Raw genomic sequence first — 15,512 nt, 5'->3', positions numbered from 1 at the left:
AAAAAAATATTAGAAGAATAGTAAAAAAATATTTCATTAGGAAATGATTAGAATTAAACTTCGAAATATTTTAGAATATGCAACCCCAATTATATTTATTTATATTATTGTATATCTAGGATGGAATGCTTTTCACTTTTTTCAATCGGAAATCCTTATAGGTATAGTCTCTTCTATAAGTATTATACACTTATTTATTCTATTTGATAAGAATATTGAAAAAAGTTATAAATCCATGATTTTTTTGTCTTTTTTTATATTAATAATTTTTATTGTTTTTTCTTTTGTAAAAATATTCTTCTACAAAGAAGGAAAAATAACAACAGATATCAAAATATCTTTACTTATTAGTTTAATTTTATATATCCTAATTCGTGTTACTTATTTTATGCGGATAATATATATTAAAATATATAATCCTGCTTTTATACTTATTACTAGTTTTGTATTTCTATCTTTTTTAGGATCCATTTTATTAATGTTACCGGCTTCAACAGTGAAAAGAATATCCTTTGTAGATGCATTATTTACTTCTACTAGTGCCGTATGTGTAACTGGGTTAGTTGTATTAGATACAGCTAAAGATTTTACTTATTTGGGAAAAGTCATTATACTTATTTTGGTGGAACTAGGAGGTTTAGGTATTTTAACTATCACTTCTTTTTTTAGTTTTTTTTTTAGGAATGGATTTTCTTTTAAAGAAGCTATTTTTATTAGTAATTTTTTAAATACAAAAACTACAAGTAATGTTCTTAGTTTAGCAGTTAAAGTAGTTATGTTCACTTTGACAGTTGAATCTATAGGAACCTTACTAATTTATTTTTCAATTAGAGATAAAACTATAATAGAAACCGATAGTCCTTTATTTTTTTCTATTTTTCATTCTATATCTGCTTTTTGTAATAGTGGTTTTTCTACTCTTAGCAAAGGTTTGTATTCAGAAACTGTAAGATTTAATTATTTGTTGCAATTTATTGTTGCTTGTTTATTGATATTAGGAGGGATAGGGTTTCATATTTTATTTAATTTTTTTACATATATATGGTTTACTATAAAAAAATATTTTTATAGAATTTTTAAAGATGAATATTTTCGATATCCTGTACATATAGTAACTTTAAATACAAAAATCGTTGTATTTACTACTTTTTTTCTACTTTTTTTTGGAACTATTTTTTATTACGTTAGTGAATATTATTGTTCTCTATCGGAGCATTCTTCTTTTTATGGAAAATGGATGGCTTCATTTTTTTCTTCTGCGACATCTAGAACCGCAGGTTTTCATGTTTTAAATATGAGTTCTTTAGCTCCTGTTACTATTTTTTTTACGATTTTTTTGATGTGGATAGGTGCTTCTCCGGCATCTACTGGTGGAGGGATCAAAACTAGTACTTTTGCACTAGCTTTGATGAATATTGTTTCTTTATCTAAAGGAAAAAAAAGATTAGAAATTCAAAGAAAAGAGATATCTTCAGAATCAGTTCGATTAGCTTTTTCAATTATTATATTATCTTTAATTGTTATATATATAAGTATTTTGATGATTATTATATTGGATCCTAAAAAGGATATTTTGTCTATTTCTTTTGAAGTTTTTTCTGCTTTTTCAACAGCAGGATTATCTTTAGGGATTACTTCTAATTTATCAAATGGTAGTAAATTAGTTTTAATATGTTTAATGTTATTAGGAAGAATAGGAGTTTTCAATGTAATGATTGGTTTATTAAGAAATCATAGAATTAATTATCATTATTGTTATAGATATCCTATAGGGGATATTCTTATTAATTAATGAAATAATATGAAGATTATAATTATTGGATTAGGTAATTTTGGAAGATCTTTAGCTCTTAATTTAACAGATAATGGACATGAAGTATTCGGAATAGATCAAAAAATGGAACAGGTAGATTTATTAAAAGATCATATAGCGAATGTAGTATGTATGGATGCTAATAATGAATCCGCTTATAAAGTATTACCTATTCAACAAGCTGATTTAGGAATTGTAGCGATAGGAGAAAATGAAGGGGCCTCAATAGTAACAACAGCTATTTTAAAAAAAAAATATAAACATCTTAGAATAATCAGTAGATCTTTATCAAAAATACATGATACAATATTAGAAGCTATGGGGATTAATGATGTTGTTCATCCAGAACAGGATGCTGCATTTAGATTAACTAAACAAATATCTTTCAATTATGCATTAGATTATTTCAGAGTGGATAATAAACATTCTATAGCAGAAGTTTTTTCTCCATTTTCTTTTAATGGGAAGTCTGTTAAAAGTTTAAAGTTAACACAAAAATATTCTGTTTCTTTAATTACCGTAATACGAGAAAATATGAAAAAAACTATGTATAACAAAGAGAATAATTCAACAAGAAAAGTAATCGGACTTGTTACAGGAGATACTATTTTACAAAAAGGAGACATATTAACTCTATTCGGTTCTAATAAATCAATCATGAACTTTTTGAAAGATAAAAAATGATTAATTAATAATATAAAAAAAAGATCTTTTTTTTTTATATTTCATCATAAATTTGTTTTTCATATTGAACGGAAGTTTATCAATATTACAAACGTTAAAACGTTTTTAATCAACCAACATTCAATAGTATTTTTACAAATTCATTTTTTATATTACGTATTACAGATTTTTCATTTCATACATAATATAAAAAAGTAGAATTTTTTCTTACAAAGAAAATTATCTTAAATTAAAGTTTTACATATAAGGATATTCATAATTTTTACTTTCTTGAAAAAAAGGATTTCCTTTGGAAGCATTTGGTTTTCTCTTATTCAAATTTGAAAATAAAATATAATAAAAAATACCTCCTATTAGTAATAAAGAACCAATTTCAGACATTCCGAATTGGATTTCTACATCAGGAGCTATTAAACTATATGTTTCTATATAATGTCCAATAAGTAAGGTAAAAGCTATTGAAAAAACTATTTTAGGGTTAGTTTTATTTTTGCTACTTATTAATCCAAATAGTGGAATAACAAGATTTGGAATTAATATCCAAAAATGAATAGATTGATATATTTCTTCTCTCTTTAAGAAATAATAAATTTCTTCTGGAATATTTCCATACCAATAAAGTAGGAATTGTGAAAACCATAAATAACTCCATAATAAACTACTAGAAAATAAATATTTGCTTAAGTCATGCAAATGATTTTTATTAAATAAAGGGAAATATCCTTTTTTATTAAGGTAAATAGATATAATTGTAATTGTTCCTATTCCTGTTACTATATAACTACTTAAAATATACCATCCGAATAAAGTACTAAACCAATGTGGATTTAAAGACATAATCCAATCCCATGCTATCAGTATAGAAACAATGGAGAAAAATATAATGAAAATAAGAGATATAAAATACAATTTTTTATAATCATTCAAAGAATGTGTTTGATCGAGTATATGAGATTTTTTCCTTATTTTAAAATAAAAAAAACTACATCCTAATACATAAATTAAACTTCTTATTAAAAAAAAAGGAGTATTTAAAAATAGTTTTTTACTTGCAATAATTTTATCATACTTTAAAGAAATAGGATCGAATAGATCCGGACTCATCCAATGAAATAAATGAATATAATCAAGGGTATTTAATGATAAAATGATAAAAATCATGATACTTCCATATGGAATAAAAGAAGCTATATCTTCCATTATTGGATGAATAATAATAGACCATCCTGAATTTGAAATATTTTGTATTCCTAAAAAAAATAAAGCGCCCAAAGATATAGAAGTAAAATAAAAAATGGAAATATATAAACCACTCCAAGGTTCATTTTCTTTTTTTTCATATTTTATTTCTTTTCCTTCTTCTTTAGAAAAATTATAAATTTTTTTATTAAAAAATTTTTTATCCAATAAAATCAAAATAAAACCAATAATTATCATTGAAATGATAATTTTTTTATTCATTATAGAAAATCGATACATCTTTATTTATTTTTTAGATACATTACATATTTTGATACTTTCCATCTATCTATTTCATTTAATTGGGATGCATAAGAATTCATATTATTTTTTCCATACGTAATGATATGATAAACACTACCAATAGTAATATCTCTATCTTTATAATTAGGAATACCTAAAATTTTATCATTCTTTACTAATGGACCTTGTCCATCTCCTTTATTTCCATGGCATATAGCACAGTTTATTTGATATAATTTTTTACCTTTTTTTAAAATAATTTCTTCTGTTTCTCCTACTGTTTTTTGAAAAGGATACGTCTTTATTTTTTTAGAATAACTAAATCCTTTACTTTTTATTTGATAAGAAATAGAATTATAAAAATATGTTCTAGGAATACTTCCTTTTACCGGTAAAAGAGAAGAAGTTTTTCCTTTTGAAAAAAAAGGAATGGGAATTTTTTTAAGTTTTCTTTTATAATTGAAATTAGGATCTGCATATGGCTCATATGCTTCTGAATAATACATATCTGGCATATATACCACATTGGGTTTTTTTTTGTTTATCCAACAAGACTCTAAAAATAAAAAAATATTAAAAATAATAATTATTTTAAAAAAGTATTTAATCATAATTTATTCCTAAATTATATGTTTTTTATAATAATTTTCATAGCTCCATTTTCCTTTAGCAAGTTTACTAATTCATCCGTATTTTTTTCGGTATGAATTTCCATTAAAAACATATCATCAGTAGTTCTAGGATCTGGATTTTTCGGAGTCAATCCTGGAAATAATTTGCATTGAATAAGATAAGTTATACACATAAAATGTGCAGAAAAAAAAATTGATAATTCAAATATAACGGGAATAAAAGAAGGAACATTTCTTATCCAAGAAAAAGAGGGTTTTCCTCCGATATTTTGAGGCCAATCTACAATCATGACATACCAAGTTAATAGACTTGCTATACAAAAACCAAGTAATCCATATATAAAAGATAAAAAAGATAAGTTTGTTTTTTTTAATTTTAATATTTTATTTAAGTTATGTATTGGAAAAGGAGAATATACTTCATAAATACTAAATTGAGTATGATTTTGAATCACTTTAATACTATTTACCAATGTATCATCATTATCATATAATGCATGTACATGTATTTTATTCATTTTTCCTTATTATTTTGTTATTTTCTGATTTCAATATGGTTTTCAATTCTGATTGTGAGATCACTGGAAATACACGTATGTATAATAAATAAAGAATAAAAAATAAACCAAAAGTCCCTATAAATATTCCAACATCTACAAACGATGGAATAAAACCAGTCCAAGATGATGGAAGATAATCATGACTTAGATTTAAAACAATAATATCAAATCTTTCAAACCACATTCCAATATTTATAATTATTGATATGACATAAGAACAAAAAAAACTTCTTCGTATAGATTTAATCCACAAAAATTGTGGAATGACAACATTACAAATGATAAGAGTCCAGAAAGCCCACCAAAATGGTCCTTTAGCTGCTTCTACAGAAAAATAAATAAATTTTTCAAAAATATTTCCAGAATACCAAGAAAGAATAAATTCGGAAATATAAGCTAATAAAACTATTCCTCCTGTTAAAAGAATAATCATATTCATATATTCAATATGGTCTCTAGTAATATAATTTTCTAAAGAAAGAACTTTTCTTGTAACACCTAATAAAGTTTGTACCATAGCGAATCCAGAAAAAATAGCTCCTGCGACAAAATAAGGAGGAAATATTGTACTATGCCATCCTTTAATAACAGAAGTTGAAAAATCAAAAGAAACTATAGTATGTACAGAAAAAACCAATGGAGTACACAATCCTGCTAATACTAAAGATAGTTCTTCAAATCTTTGCCATTCTTTAGAGCTTCCTCCCCATCCAAAACTAAGAATACTATAAATTTTTTTTTTAAAAGGATTTGAAACACGATCTCGTATCATTGCAAAATCAGGAATAAGTCCCATAAACCAAAATACGGCAGAAACAGAAAAATAAGTACTAATGGCAAAAACATCCCATAATAGAGGAGAATTGAAGTTAGGCCATAATGTTCCAAATTGATTAGGAATAGGTAAAACCCAATGAGCATTCCATGGCCTTCCCATATGAATAATTGGAAATAAACCAGCTTGTATGACTGCAAAAATAGTCATTGCTTCTGCTGAACGATTAATAGACAAACGCCATTTTTGACGGAATAATAATAAAACAGCAGAAATTAAAGTTCCAGCATGACCAATTCCAACCCACCAAACAAAATTAGTAATATCCCAAGCCCAATTTATTGTTCTGTTTAAACCCCAAACTCCAATACCAGTTCCTATTGTATAAAAAATACATAGAATTCCCCATAAAAAAGCTAAAATAGAAATAAATAAAGCTATCCACCATAATTTTCCACATTTTTTTTTTATTATAGGATTTAAGATATCATCTGTAATATTTTTATATGTTTTTTTTCCTATAATTAATGGATTTCTTATAGAAGAAGATTCATAGTGATCTAACATAATTTTTCTATTTCATTTTTTACATATCATTTCTTATCTTCAATTGATAAGATACATTTGGATTAACACCAAGAAAATCAAGAAGTTTATAAGATCTTGAACTTTTTATTTTTTTTGAAATAAGACTTTTTTCATCATTGATATCTCCAAAAGTAATGGCTTTTGTTGGACAAGAAATACTACAAGCCGTTTCAAATTCTTGATCTTTGATACTTCTATTTTCTTTTTTTGCCGTTCCTATAACATATTGTGTTCTTTGTATACATAAAGAGCATTTTTCCATCACTCCTCTGGTTCTAACAACAACATCGGGATTGATCACCATTTTTCCTAAATTATTATTCATATTATAGTCAAATTTTGGATTATTAGCATAATTAAACCAATTAAAACGTCTTACTTTATAAGGACAATTATTAGCACAATAACGGGTTCCTACACATCTATTATAAACCATCATGTTTTGACCTTGTACTCCATGAGAGGTGGCTCCTACCGGACATACCGTTTCACAAGGGGCCTGCTCACAATGTTGACACATTACTGGTTGGAAAACGACTTTTTTTGAATTATTCGGATGATTTTTATTTTTTGAATTATTATTTATATAATATCTATCTACACGAATCCAATGCATATCTCTAGATTTTTGTATTTCTTCCTTTCCGACAATAGGAACATTATTTTCTGAATGACATGCAATAATGCAAGATCCACATCCGATACAAGCATTTAAATCTATGGATAAATTAAAATGATGTCCGTTTTTCTCTTTTTCTGTTTTTTCTTGATTCCAAATAGAAGAAATTTTTTTTGTAGGGAGCATTCCTTTATAAGTCGATATTTTTTCTTCTTCATTCCAAAATTCTTTAGTTTTTTTTAGAAAAATATTTAAACTAGTTTCTTTCACTAAAATCCTATCAACCGTTTCATTTTGTAATTGTATACAAGCAAATTTATGTATTTTATTTACTTTTTTTATCCGTATATTATTTTGTATAATGTTAAAATCATCGTAAATATGATAAGCATTTTTCCCATTACAAAATTTTGATAACTTACCTTTTTTTTGTCCATACCCAAAGGATAATCCTATAGAACCTATAGCTTGTCCTTGCTGAATAAAAACAGGAATATCTTGAATTAATATTTTATTATTTTTAATTAAGCTTACACAATCTCCATTTAAACTTCCATCTAGTGTATTCCAATTTTTTACCCCTATTTGAATTGCATCTAAATAAGACATGGTTAAATAATTATCCCAAGTTGTTCTTGTAATAGGATCCGGTAGTTCTTGCAACCAAGGATTATTGTATTGATATCCATCTCCCATACTAATCTTTGTATATAACCTGAGTTCAAAAAATTTTTCTATTTTGTTTTTTTTATCATTGATTATTTTTTTGTTTTCGTATCTATATATTTTTTTTTCATCAAGATTTTCTTTTAAAAGAATATCAGATGAATCGGTTTTTTCTACAACTCCATAAAATAAAGCTTCATTAAAAGAAGAAACATTAGATTTGGGAATAATATATTTTTCCCAAATATTTTTCAAATATTCATAATAATTATTTTCTTTATTTTTTCCCCAAATAATCAAAGATTCTTGAAATTGTCTTGTATTAAAAATTCGTTGTATTGTAGGTTGTATAAGTGTATAAACATTTGTGATAGGATGAGTATCTCCCCAAGATTCGAGCCAGTGTGGGATAGGTATTAATACATCCATTATTTCGTCCGTTTCATTTTTATTCATGGAAAACGAAACAGTTAATGGTATTTTTTTTATAAATTCTTTTAATTTTTTGGAAATAGATAGTGGAAGACTATAAATAGGGTCTATATTATTAATAAATAAACATCCAATATTTTCTTTTTCTACATCATTTTTTATAAATTTTTTAAATTCATCATCATTACTTTCTTTTGAAAGAATAAATTTTTTATCTCTTAATGCATTGCTATTAATTTTTTTGTTAATTAAATAAGATATTTCATAAGACTCTTGATCTCCATCTGCAAGAATGACGCTTTTAGATCCTTTTTTTTTAACTAAAGAAATGATTTTCTTGATATATTTATCTTTAGGTTCCTTTCCAAAAAAAATTTTTTGATAAATTTCAACCAACATTTTTTTAATGTAAAAAGGTTTTTTAGATATTCTAATGTCTGCGTTGGCTCCAGATAGAGACATATTACTTTCTATTTGAATATGCTGCATCATAGATTTTTTAGGATTTCTATTAGAAACATAAGCCTTTCCCATATTTTCTGGACTCCAATCTCCTAAAAAATCCGCATCAAATGAAATTATTAGTTCTGTTTTTTCTAAATTAATAAAAGGAATAGATCGTACACCAAATATTTTTTTTGACGCATTTAATGACTTAGAATAAGAAATAGGATCATAAGTAATCCATTTAGTATTTGGATATATCTTTTTAAAAGATTGAATTAATTTTTTTGTAGAAAAACTTGGAAAAGATGGAGAAATAAATATAATATTTTTTTTTGTTTTCAATGATTCTTCTAAATATCTTATAACATAATCATCTATTTTTTTCCAAGAACTTTTTTTTCCTTTTAAAAAAGGATGTCTCAATCTTTCTTCATCATAAAGAGATAATAATGAGGATTGTATTCTAGCTGAAGTTGTATTAAAATGTTTTGAAATTGAATTAGGTTCTATTTTAATAGGTCTACCTTCTCTTGTTTTTACTAAAACACATCCTATGTCAAAAGAATCTATCATAGTAGAAGCATAATAATTAGGAATTCCAGGGGTTATACTATCCGGTTTCACAACATAAGGAATAGATTTAATTACTGGACCTTTACAAGCAGCTAAAGTTACTGAAGCTGTACTAAAACCAATCCATTTTAAAAAATCACGTCTAGAAGTTTTTTCTTTAAAAAAATCTTGTATGAAATGAGTATCGTCATTTATGTTTTTTTTTGATTTCATAACACAATTTAGTTTCTTTATACTTTTTCAATTTTAATATCAATAATGACATTTAGCACATTCAGTTCCACCAATCATATCAACTGTTATTTTTTTATTTTCTTTTTTTATTTTTTTATGAAAATATGTTTTATAGTATTGATTACTTATATCTATTTCCACATTTTTATGACAAGAAATACACCATTCCATGGTAAAATCATTAGACATTTCTACTTGATCCATTTTTTGTACTTCCCCATGACAAGCGTTACAAACTAAATTTACTTTTTTTAATTTTTTTATCATGTTTTTTCCAGATATAACATGTTGAGAATGATCAAAATACACAAAATCTGGCATATTATGTATACGTATCCATTGAATAGGATTTGTTTTCTTTGAATATTTTCTTTTTTTTGGATCCCATCCAATTGCATAATATATTTTTTGTATTTCTTCATTATATTCGTTTCTATTTTTTCCTTTTTCTAAATAATCTCCATTATATTCATTGATAGTAATATGACAATTCATACAAACATTGGTTGAAGGAATACTAGAAACCTTTCCTTCTTTTGCAGAAGAATGACAATATTGACAATCAATTCCATTAATATCAGAATGAATTTTATGAGAAAAATAGATAGGTTGTTCTGGTTTATATCCTTTATTTACATCTATTTTCATTAAAAAATTCCAAATTCCATATATTCCTATTAATGAAAAAAAACCTATAAAACAAGATAGTATATACCATTTTTCTTTTTTTCTTCCTAAAATTTTATCGTATAAAATCCTTTTTAATCTAATTTTTATAGAAAAGTTTTTTTTATCAGAAACAGGATTTTCATTATTAACTAACTTAGATAAAAGTTGAATTCTATATAAAACCCAAATTATAATTAACGATAAAATGATAAAACAAAAAACTATAAACTTAAATAAAAATTTATTTTCTTCCGTATAGAAATTTATTTCTTTATTTTCACTATCATCATTATTTTCATTTTCTTTTTTTATAGAATTGGGTTTTTGAATAAAAGATAAAATATCATCTACTTGTTTTTCAGATAATTGAGGAAATAAATTCATTTCTAAATTATCATATTCTTTGTAAATGGCTATAGCATCTTTATCTCCGCTTTCTCTTAAAGATTTATTGTTGATGATCCATTTGTGTAACCATTCTCTACTTCTTTTTTTAGTAACATCGGCTAAAGCAGGTCCTATCATTTTTTGTTCTAAATTCATAGCATGACATGCTGTACAATTTTTTTTAAAAAGATCACTTCCTTGTTTGGCATCTCCTTTTATATTTTCAACGGCATTTGCTGTTAAAAAAAAAGACAAAATGAAAATAATTTTTTTCATGATTAAATCAACAAATTCATATTTGACAAAAATAGAACAAAAGAAAAAATCTTGTTTTATGAAAAACAAATTCATATTGTTTATTTTTAATCTTTTCTTTAATTTTGTTTCATGAATAAGATTTGTTTGTTTTTCTTAATGTTAGCAGCTATGATGTCAAATCATTCACAAACTAAAGAATACAAAAAAAAAGGATATGATAAAATTAAGTTTATAGAAGATAAATTACCAAACGGCTTACATGTTATCTTGCATCAAGATAATACTAATCCCTTAGTTTCTGTTTCTGTTTTATACCATGTTGGAAGTAAAAACGAATCTCCAGGAAAATCTGGATTTGCTCATTTTTTTGAACATTTAATGTTTGAAGGTTCAAAAAATATTAAAAAGGGAGAATACTTCAAATATATAGCTTCTAATGGAGGAAAAAATAATGCTTATACTAATCATGATGAAACTTGTTACTATGAGGTTTTACCATCGGATCGTCTTCCATTAGCTTTGTGGTTAGAATCTGAAAGAATGTTACATGCAAAGTTGGATAGGGAAAGTATTAATAGACAAAGAAAAGTAGTAAAAGAAGAAAAAAAAATGCAAGTTGAAAATCAACCATATATTACAGCTATTTCAGAAAAAATTCCATCTTTATTATTTAAAAAACATCCGTATAAATATCCTATTATTGGATTAGATCAAGATTTAGATAGAGCTACAGAAAATGATTATAGGAAATTTTATAAGACATATTATGTTCCGAATAATGCTGTTTTAGTTATAGCAGGTGATTTTGATGTGAATGAAGCTAAAATATTATATAAAAAATATTTTTCCTCTATTCCAAAAGGAAAAGTAAATTTTAAAATGAAAAAAATAGAGGAACCTCCTATTGAAAAAGAAATACATTCTACATATGTAGATAAGAATACTAAAATTCCTGGAGTTTTTTTATCATATAGAGTTCCTAAAATAATAGATAAAGATTCTTATGTATTAAAAATTATAGACCATATTCTTTCTTCTGGAGAGAGTTCTAGAATCGTAAAAAATGTCGTCAATAAAAAACAAATAGCTTCTTATGCAGGTTCTTTTTTAGAGACTATGGAAGATTATGGAATTTTTATTATATACGGATTGATTAATCCTGGAGGAACATTAGATCATTTAACTCAAATAATAGATCAAGAAATTGATCTTCTGAAAGAAAAAGGAATTACACAATATGAATTGGAAAAACAAATAAATTTTTTTGAAAAAAAATTTATTTATGATAATTATTCTATGAGTGGAATTGCTTCAAATTTATCTTATTATTATTTATATTATCATGATTCTAATTTAATTAACAATGATATAGATAAATATAAAAAAATAACTACGGAAGATATCAAAAAAGTTGCTAATAAGTATTTAAATAAAAATAATAGAGTTCGTTTATATAATGTTCCAGAAAAAGAAAATACCATCGAATAAATTTATTAAAATTTTTATTACAATAATTTTTTTTCATACAACCATTATGTTTTCATTTAATCGAAATATTCCTCCTAAGTCTTTAAAAAGAAAGATTATTGTCAATATTGATAAACCAACAGTCTTCCATATGAAAAATGGATTAAAAGTTTTGGTTATTGAAGATCATAAGCTTCCTTTAGTAAGAGTTAGTTTAGAGTTAGATTGTAATCCTTTTTTAGAAAAAGATAAAACTGGGATAAAAAAAGTATTTGGTCAAATGCTACGTTCTGGAACAAAAAATCATTCTAAGGAAGAATTAGATGATATGATTGATTATATGGGAACAAATTTATATACTTCCTTTTCTGAAATATCCATTTCTACTTTAAAAAAGTATTTAAGAAAATCTATTTCTATAGTAAGTGATATTGCAATGAATACTAAGTTCGATAATTTAAAAGAATTGAGAAAAATTATCAATCAAAGGATAATCGATATTAGTATTTCTGAAAAAGATCCCAACTCTATTTTACAACGTGTTAAAAATGTCTTATATTATGGAAAAAATCATCCATATGGAGAATATGAAAACTATCATTCTATCAAAAATATAAATATTCATGATTTAAAAAAATTGTATAATAAATATTATATACCAAATATTTTTTATCTTTCTTTTATAGGAGATATTTCTAAAAAAGAGGCAAAAGAGTTATCTAATCTTTATTTTTCCAAATGGAAAAAAAAGTCGTACCTAGATAAACCTATTAATAATGAATATTACCTACCATCTCAAATAGAGATAGATATAGTTGATATTCCTACTCTAACACAGTCTATTATTTGTTTTGGTGGTCCTATTTCTTTTAAAAAAAGTGATCCTACATATTTTTCTTCTATATTAGCTAATGGAATTTTAGGTGGAGGACCTCAAAGTCGTTTATTTTTAAATATTAGAGAAAAAAAGGCATATACATATGGAGCTTATTCTGTCTTAAAATCAGATAGAAACATTGGTTATTTTTCAGTTTATACTCAAGTAAGAAATGAAGTAACAGAGAATGCTATTAGAGATATATTAAAAGAAATTGTTAAAATAACAAAAAACAAAGTATCTTCGGAAGAATTAAATATTAAGAAAAAAGAAATAATAGGTCAATTCATTCTGGATTTAGAAGATCCTAATAGATTGATTGATTTTTTTATTTGTGAATCAAAAAATAATCTTTCTAGTGGGTTTTATAAAAATTATTTATCTAAAATACAATTAGTTAGTGTAAATGATGTATATCAATCATGTAAGAAATTTTTTTCTATCAAAAATGGAAGAATTTTAATTATTGGAAAAGCTAGTGAAATATTGCCTAATATCAAAAAATTTGGTTATCCGATTTATTATTTTGATCAATTTGGATCTTCATTAAATAAAGAAGTATGAAATAAAATGAATAAAGATAATTATTTGGAGGATCGTATTATTTGTATGTTAAAAAGCATATATGATCCAGAAATTCCAGTAGATATTTATGAATTAGGTCTTATTTATGATATTCAAATTTCTAGTAAAAAAGAGGTTAAAATAGTAATGACTTTAACAACGCCTAATTGCCCAATAGCTGAAGGTTTATTATCGGAAGTCGATAAAAAAGTGAAATCTCTGAAAGAAATAAAAAAAGTGAATGTAGTTTTGACATTTGATCCTCCTTGGAGTAAAGAATTTATGAGCGAAGAAGCTCGTTTAGAATTAGGGTTTTTATAAATTTTTATTAAATAAATATGAGTATTTTTAATTTACTATTTTATGGAATATTGATTCTTTTAATGTTATCTTTTTTTTCCAGTTTTATATTTATAATTAATCAACAAACAGCAGCTATTGTGGAAAGAATGGGAAAATTCCATAGTATTCGTTATGCTGGATTGAATTTTAAAATTCCTATTTTAGATCACATAATAGGAAAATTAACATTGAAAATTCAACAATTGGATATTTTAGTAGATACAAAAACTAAAGATAATGTTTTTGTAAAAGTAAAAATATCAGTTCAATTTAAAGTAATTAAAGAAAAAGTGTATGAAGCTTTTTATAAATTAGATAATTCTCATGCTCAAATAACTTCTTATATATTTGATGTTGTTAGAGCCGAAGTTCCAAAAATGCGTTTAGATGATGTTTTTGAAAGAAAAGATCATATTGCTATTGTGGTAAAAAAAGAATTGGAAGGGGCCATTTTAGGATACGGATATTCTATAATTAAAGCATTAGTTACAGATTTAGAACCAGATGAACAAGTAAAACAGGCTATGAATAGGATTAATACAGCTGAAAGAGAAAAAGTAGCAGCAGAATATAAAGCAGAAGCTGAAAGAATTAAAATTGTAGCTAAAGCTAAAGCAGAAGCTGAAAGTAAAAAATTGCAAGGAAAGGGGACTGCAGACCAACGTAGAGAAATAGCTAGAGGAATTTTAGAATCAGTTGAAGTATTGAATAACGTAGGAATAAATTCACAAGAAGCTTCTGCTTTAATTGTGGTAACACAACATTATGATACACTTCAATCCATGGGAGAAAATGGAAATACTAATTTAATTTTATTACCTAATTCTCCAGGTGCAGCTAGTGAAATGTTAAATAATATGATTACTTCATTCAATATTTCTAATCAAATTGGAGAAAATTTAAAAAAAAAGAATAATAGTAAAAAAAATAAATCATAAAGTTTCATGGAAATTATAGGTAGAGTTAAAAAACTATTTGAAATTCAAAGGTTTGGTAGTGGTTTTAAAAAAAGAGAAATGGTATTAACCACAGAAGAACCATATCCTCAAAATATATTGATTGAATTTATTCAAGATAAGGTAGATTTATTAGAAAATATTAATCCAAAAGATAAAATAAAAGTTTTTATCAATCTTCGTGGAAGAGAATGGACAAATCCAGAAGGTGTAATTAAATATTTTAATTCTATTCAAGGATGGAAAATAGAAGATTCAGAAATTTCTAAAAAAACTTCTTCTACTACTATATCATCTCCATCTTTGTCTTCTGATGATTTTGATGATTTACCTTTCTAAAATCATAATTTTTTATTAAAAAAAAAGTTATTTTTCAAAAATTCCTGAAAAATTACATCTTTTTTTAACGGATAATATTCTTTAGCATAAAAAATCATTTGAAGATGTAATTTTTTCCATTTCTTTTTTGAAAATACGTTTAGCATCT

General features: G+C 24.8%; 13 protein-coding genes. 7 read left to right on the top strand and 6 right to left on the bottom strand.

The features are described from left to right. The first annotated feature begins 43 nt into the window (after window positions 1–43). Both H0H63_RS00330 and H0H63_RS00325 read left to right on the top strand, forming a co-directional pair. Window positions 44–1,792 carry a TrkH family potassium uptake protein gene (locus tag H0H63_RS00330; protein WP_185858581.1) on the top strand — a complete coding sequence of 583 codons (1,749 nt, stop codon included), beginning with the start codon at window positions 44–46 and terminating at the stop codon, window positions 1,790–1,792. 9 nt (window positions 1,793–1,801) lie between these two features. After that, window positions 1,802–2,497, top strand: a complete 696-nt coding sequence (locus H0H63_RS00325) for a potassium channel family protein (RefSeq protein WP_185858580.1) — start codon at window positions 1,802–1,804, stop codon at window positions 2,495–2,497. Window positions 2,498–2,734: 237 nt separating this feature from the next. Here H0H63_RS00325 and H0H63_RS00320 read toward each other — a convergent pair whose 3' ends face one another. Genes H0H63_RS00320 through H0H63_RS00295 form a run of 6 tightly spaced genes read right to left on the bottom strand, consistent with a single transcriptional unit; the run spans window position 2,735 to window position 10,837 of the window. Then, complete coding sequence (locus H0H63_RS00320) at window positions 2,735–3,958, bottom strand: hypothetical protein (RefSeq protein ID WP_317168043.1); 1,224 nt, start codon at window positions 3,956–3,958, stop codon at window positions 2,735–2,737. A gap of 20 nt (window positions 3,959–3,978) precedes the next feature. After that, a complete protein-coding gene (locus tag H0H63_RS00315; protein WP_185858578.1) occupies window positions 3,979–4,590 on the bottom strand; it encodes a c-type cytochrome in 612 nt (203 codons plus the stop codon). Window positions 4,591–4,604: 14 nt separating this feature from the next. Further along, the gene (locus tag H0H63_RS00310; protein WP_185858577.1) at window positions 4,605–5,129 is read right to left on the bottom strand and encodes a DUF3341 domain-containing protein; all 525 of its coding nucleotides are present in this window, start codon (window positions 5,127–5,129) and stop codon (window positions 4,605–4,607) included. Further along, window positions 5,122–6,513 (bottom strand): NrfD/PsrC family molybdoenzyme membrane anchor subunit, encoded by a 1,392-nt coding sequence (nrfD, locus tag H0H63_RS00305; RefSeq protein WP_185858576.1) that lies wholly within the window; start codon window positions 6,511–6,513, stop codon window positions 5,122–5,124. The genes H0H63_RS00310 and nrfD overlap by 8 nt, the downstream gene beginning before the upstream one ends. A 19-nt stretch (window positions 6,514–6,532) precedes the next feature. Further along, window positions 6,533–9,484, bottom strand: coding sequence for a 4Fe-4S dicluster domain-containing protein (locus tag H0H63_RS00300; RefSeq protein WP_185858575.1), 2,952 nt, complete (start codon window positions 9,482–9,484; stop codon window positions 6,533–6,535). A 39-nt stretch (window positions 9,485–9,523) separates the two neighbouring features. Continuing rightward, window positions 9,524–10,837, bottom strand: coding sequence for a c-type cytochrome (locus H0H63_RS00295; protein WP_185858781.1), 1,314 nt, complete (start codon window positions 10,835–10,837; stop codon window positions 9,524–9,526). A gap of 111 nt (window positions 10,838–10,948) precedes the next feature. Here H0H63_RS00295 and H0H63_RS00290 point away from each other — a divergent pair, with 111 nt between their 5' ends. From H0H63_RS00290 to H0H63_RS00270, 5 genes are read left to right on the top strand one after another with little or no spacing between them, the layout of a single operon-like run. Next, window positions 10,949–12,307: a M16 family metallopeptidase gene (locus H0H63_RS00290; protein WP_185858574.1), complete on the top strand. Its 1,359-nt coding sequence runs from the start codon at window positions 10,949–10,951 to the stop codon at window positions 12,305–12,307. Between the two features lie 46 nt (window positions 12,308–12,353). Further along, window positions 12,354–13,727, top strand: a complete 1,374-nt coding sequence (locus H0H63_RS00285) for a M16 family metallopeptidase (RefSeq protein WP_238784409.1) — start codon at window positions 12,354–12,356, stop codon at window positions 13,725–13,727. Window positions 13,728–13,733: 6 nt separating this feature from the next. Continuing rightward, complete coding sequence (locus H0H63_RS00280; protein ID WP_185858572.1) at window positions 13,734–14,048, top strand: iron-sulfur cluster assembly protein; 315 nt, start codon at window positions 13,734–13,736, stop codon at window positions 14,046–14,048. Between the two features lie 17 nt (window positions 14,049–14,065). Beyond that, a complete protein-coding gene (locus tag H0H63_RS00275; RefSeq protein ID WP_185858571.1) occupies window positions 14,066–15,007 on the top strand; it encodes an SPFH domain-containing protein in 942 nt (313 codons plus the stop codon). 6 nt (window positions 15,008–15,013) lie between these two features. After that, window positions 15,014–15,364: a DUF3127 domain-containing protein gene (locus H0H63_RS00270; RefSeq protein WP_185858570.1), complete on the top strand. Its 351-nt coding sequence runs from the start codon at window positions 15,014–15,016 to the stop codon at window positions 15,362–15,364. Window positions 15,365–15,512 lie beyond the last annotated feature (148 nt).

The sequence above is a fragment of the Blattabacterium cuenoti genome, assembly GCF_014251655.1.
In the GTDB taxonomy this organism is placed as follows: domain Bacteria; phylum Bacteroidota; class Bacteroidia; order Flavobacteriales; family Blattabacteriaceae; genus Blattabacterium; species Blattabacterium cuenoti_I.
The sequence above is the reverse complement of the archived record's forward strand: the minus strand, read 5'-3'. Positions and strand labels throughout refer to the sequence as shown.

What these genes read in the sequence shown, in the direction of transcription:
- H0H63_RS00295 (WP_185858781.1), bottom strand. Translation starts at nt 10,837, where the DNA reads ATGAAAAAAATTATTTTCATTTTGTCTTTTTTTTTAACAGCAAATGCC.
- H0H63_RS00270 (WP_185858570.1), top strand. Translation starts at nt 15,014, where the DNA reads ATGGAAATTATAGGTAGAGTTAAAAAACTATTTGAAATTCAAAGGTTT.
- H0H63_RS00310 (WP_185858577.1), bottom strand. Translation starts at nt 5,129, where the DNA reads ATGAATAAAATACATGTACATGCATTATATGATAATGATGATACATTG.
- H0H63_RS00330 (WP_185858581.1), top strand. Translation starts at nt 44, where the DNA reads ATGATTAGAATTAAACTTCGAAATATTTTAGAATATGCAACCCCAATT.
- H0H63_RS00315 (WP_185858578.1), bottom strand. Translation starts at nt 4,590, where the DNA reads ATGATTAAATACTTTTTTAAAATAATTATTATTTTTAATATTTTTTTA.
- H0H63_RS00325 (WP_185858580.1), top strand. Translation starts at nt 1,802, where the DNA reads ATGAAGATTATAATTATTGGATTAGGTAATTTTGGAAGATCTTTAGCT.
- H0H63_RS00300 (WP_185858575.1), bottom strand. Translation starts at nt 9,484, where the DNA reads ATGAAATCAAAAAAAAACATAAATGACGATACTCATTTCATACAAGAT.
- H0H63_RS00285 (WP_238784409.1), top strand. Translation starts at nt 12,354, where the DNA reads ATGTTTTCATTTAATCGAAATATTCCTCCTAAGTCTTTAAAAAGAAAG.
- H0H63_RS00280 (WP_185858572.1), top strand. Translation starts at nt 13,734, where the DNA reads ATGAATAAAGATAATTATTTGGAGGATCGTATTATTTGTATGTTAAAA.
- nrfD (WP_185858576.1), bottom strand. Translation starts at nt 6,513, where the DNA reads ATGTTAGATCACTATGAATCTTCTTCTATAAGAAATCCATTAATTATA.
- H0H63_RS00290 (WP_185858574.1), top strand. Translation starts at nt 10,949, where the DNA reads ATGAATAAGATTTGTTTGTTTTTCTTAATGTTAGCAGCTATGATGTCA.
- H0H63_RS00275 (WP_185858571.1), top strand. Translation starts at nt 14,066, where the DNA reads ATGAGTATTTTTAATTTACTATTTTATGGAATATTGATTCTTTTAATG.
- H0H63_RS00320 (WP_317168043.1), bottom strand. Translation starts at nt 3,958, where the DNA reads ATGAATAAAAAAATTATCATTTCAATGATAATTATTGGTTTTATTTTG.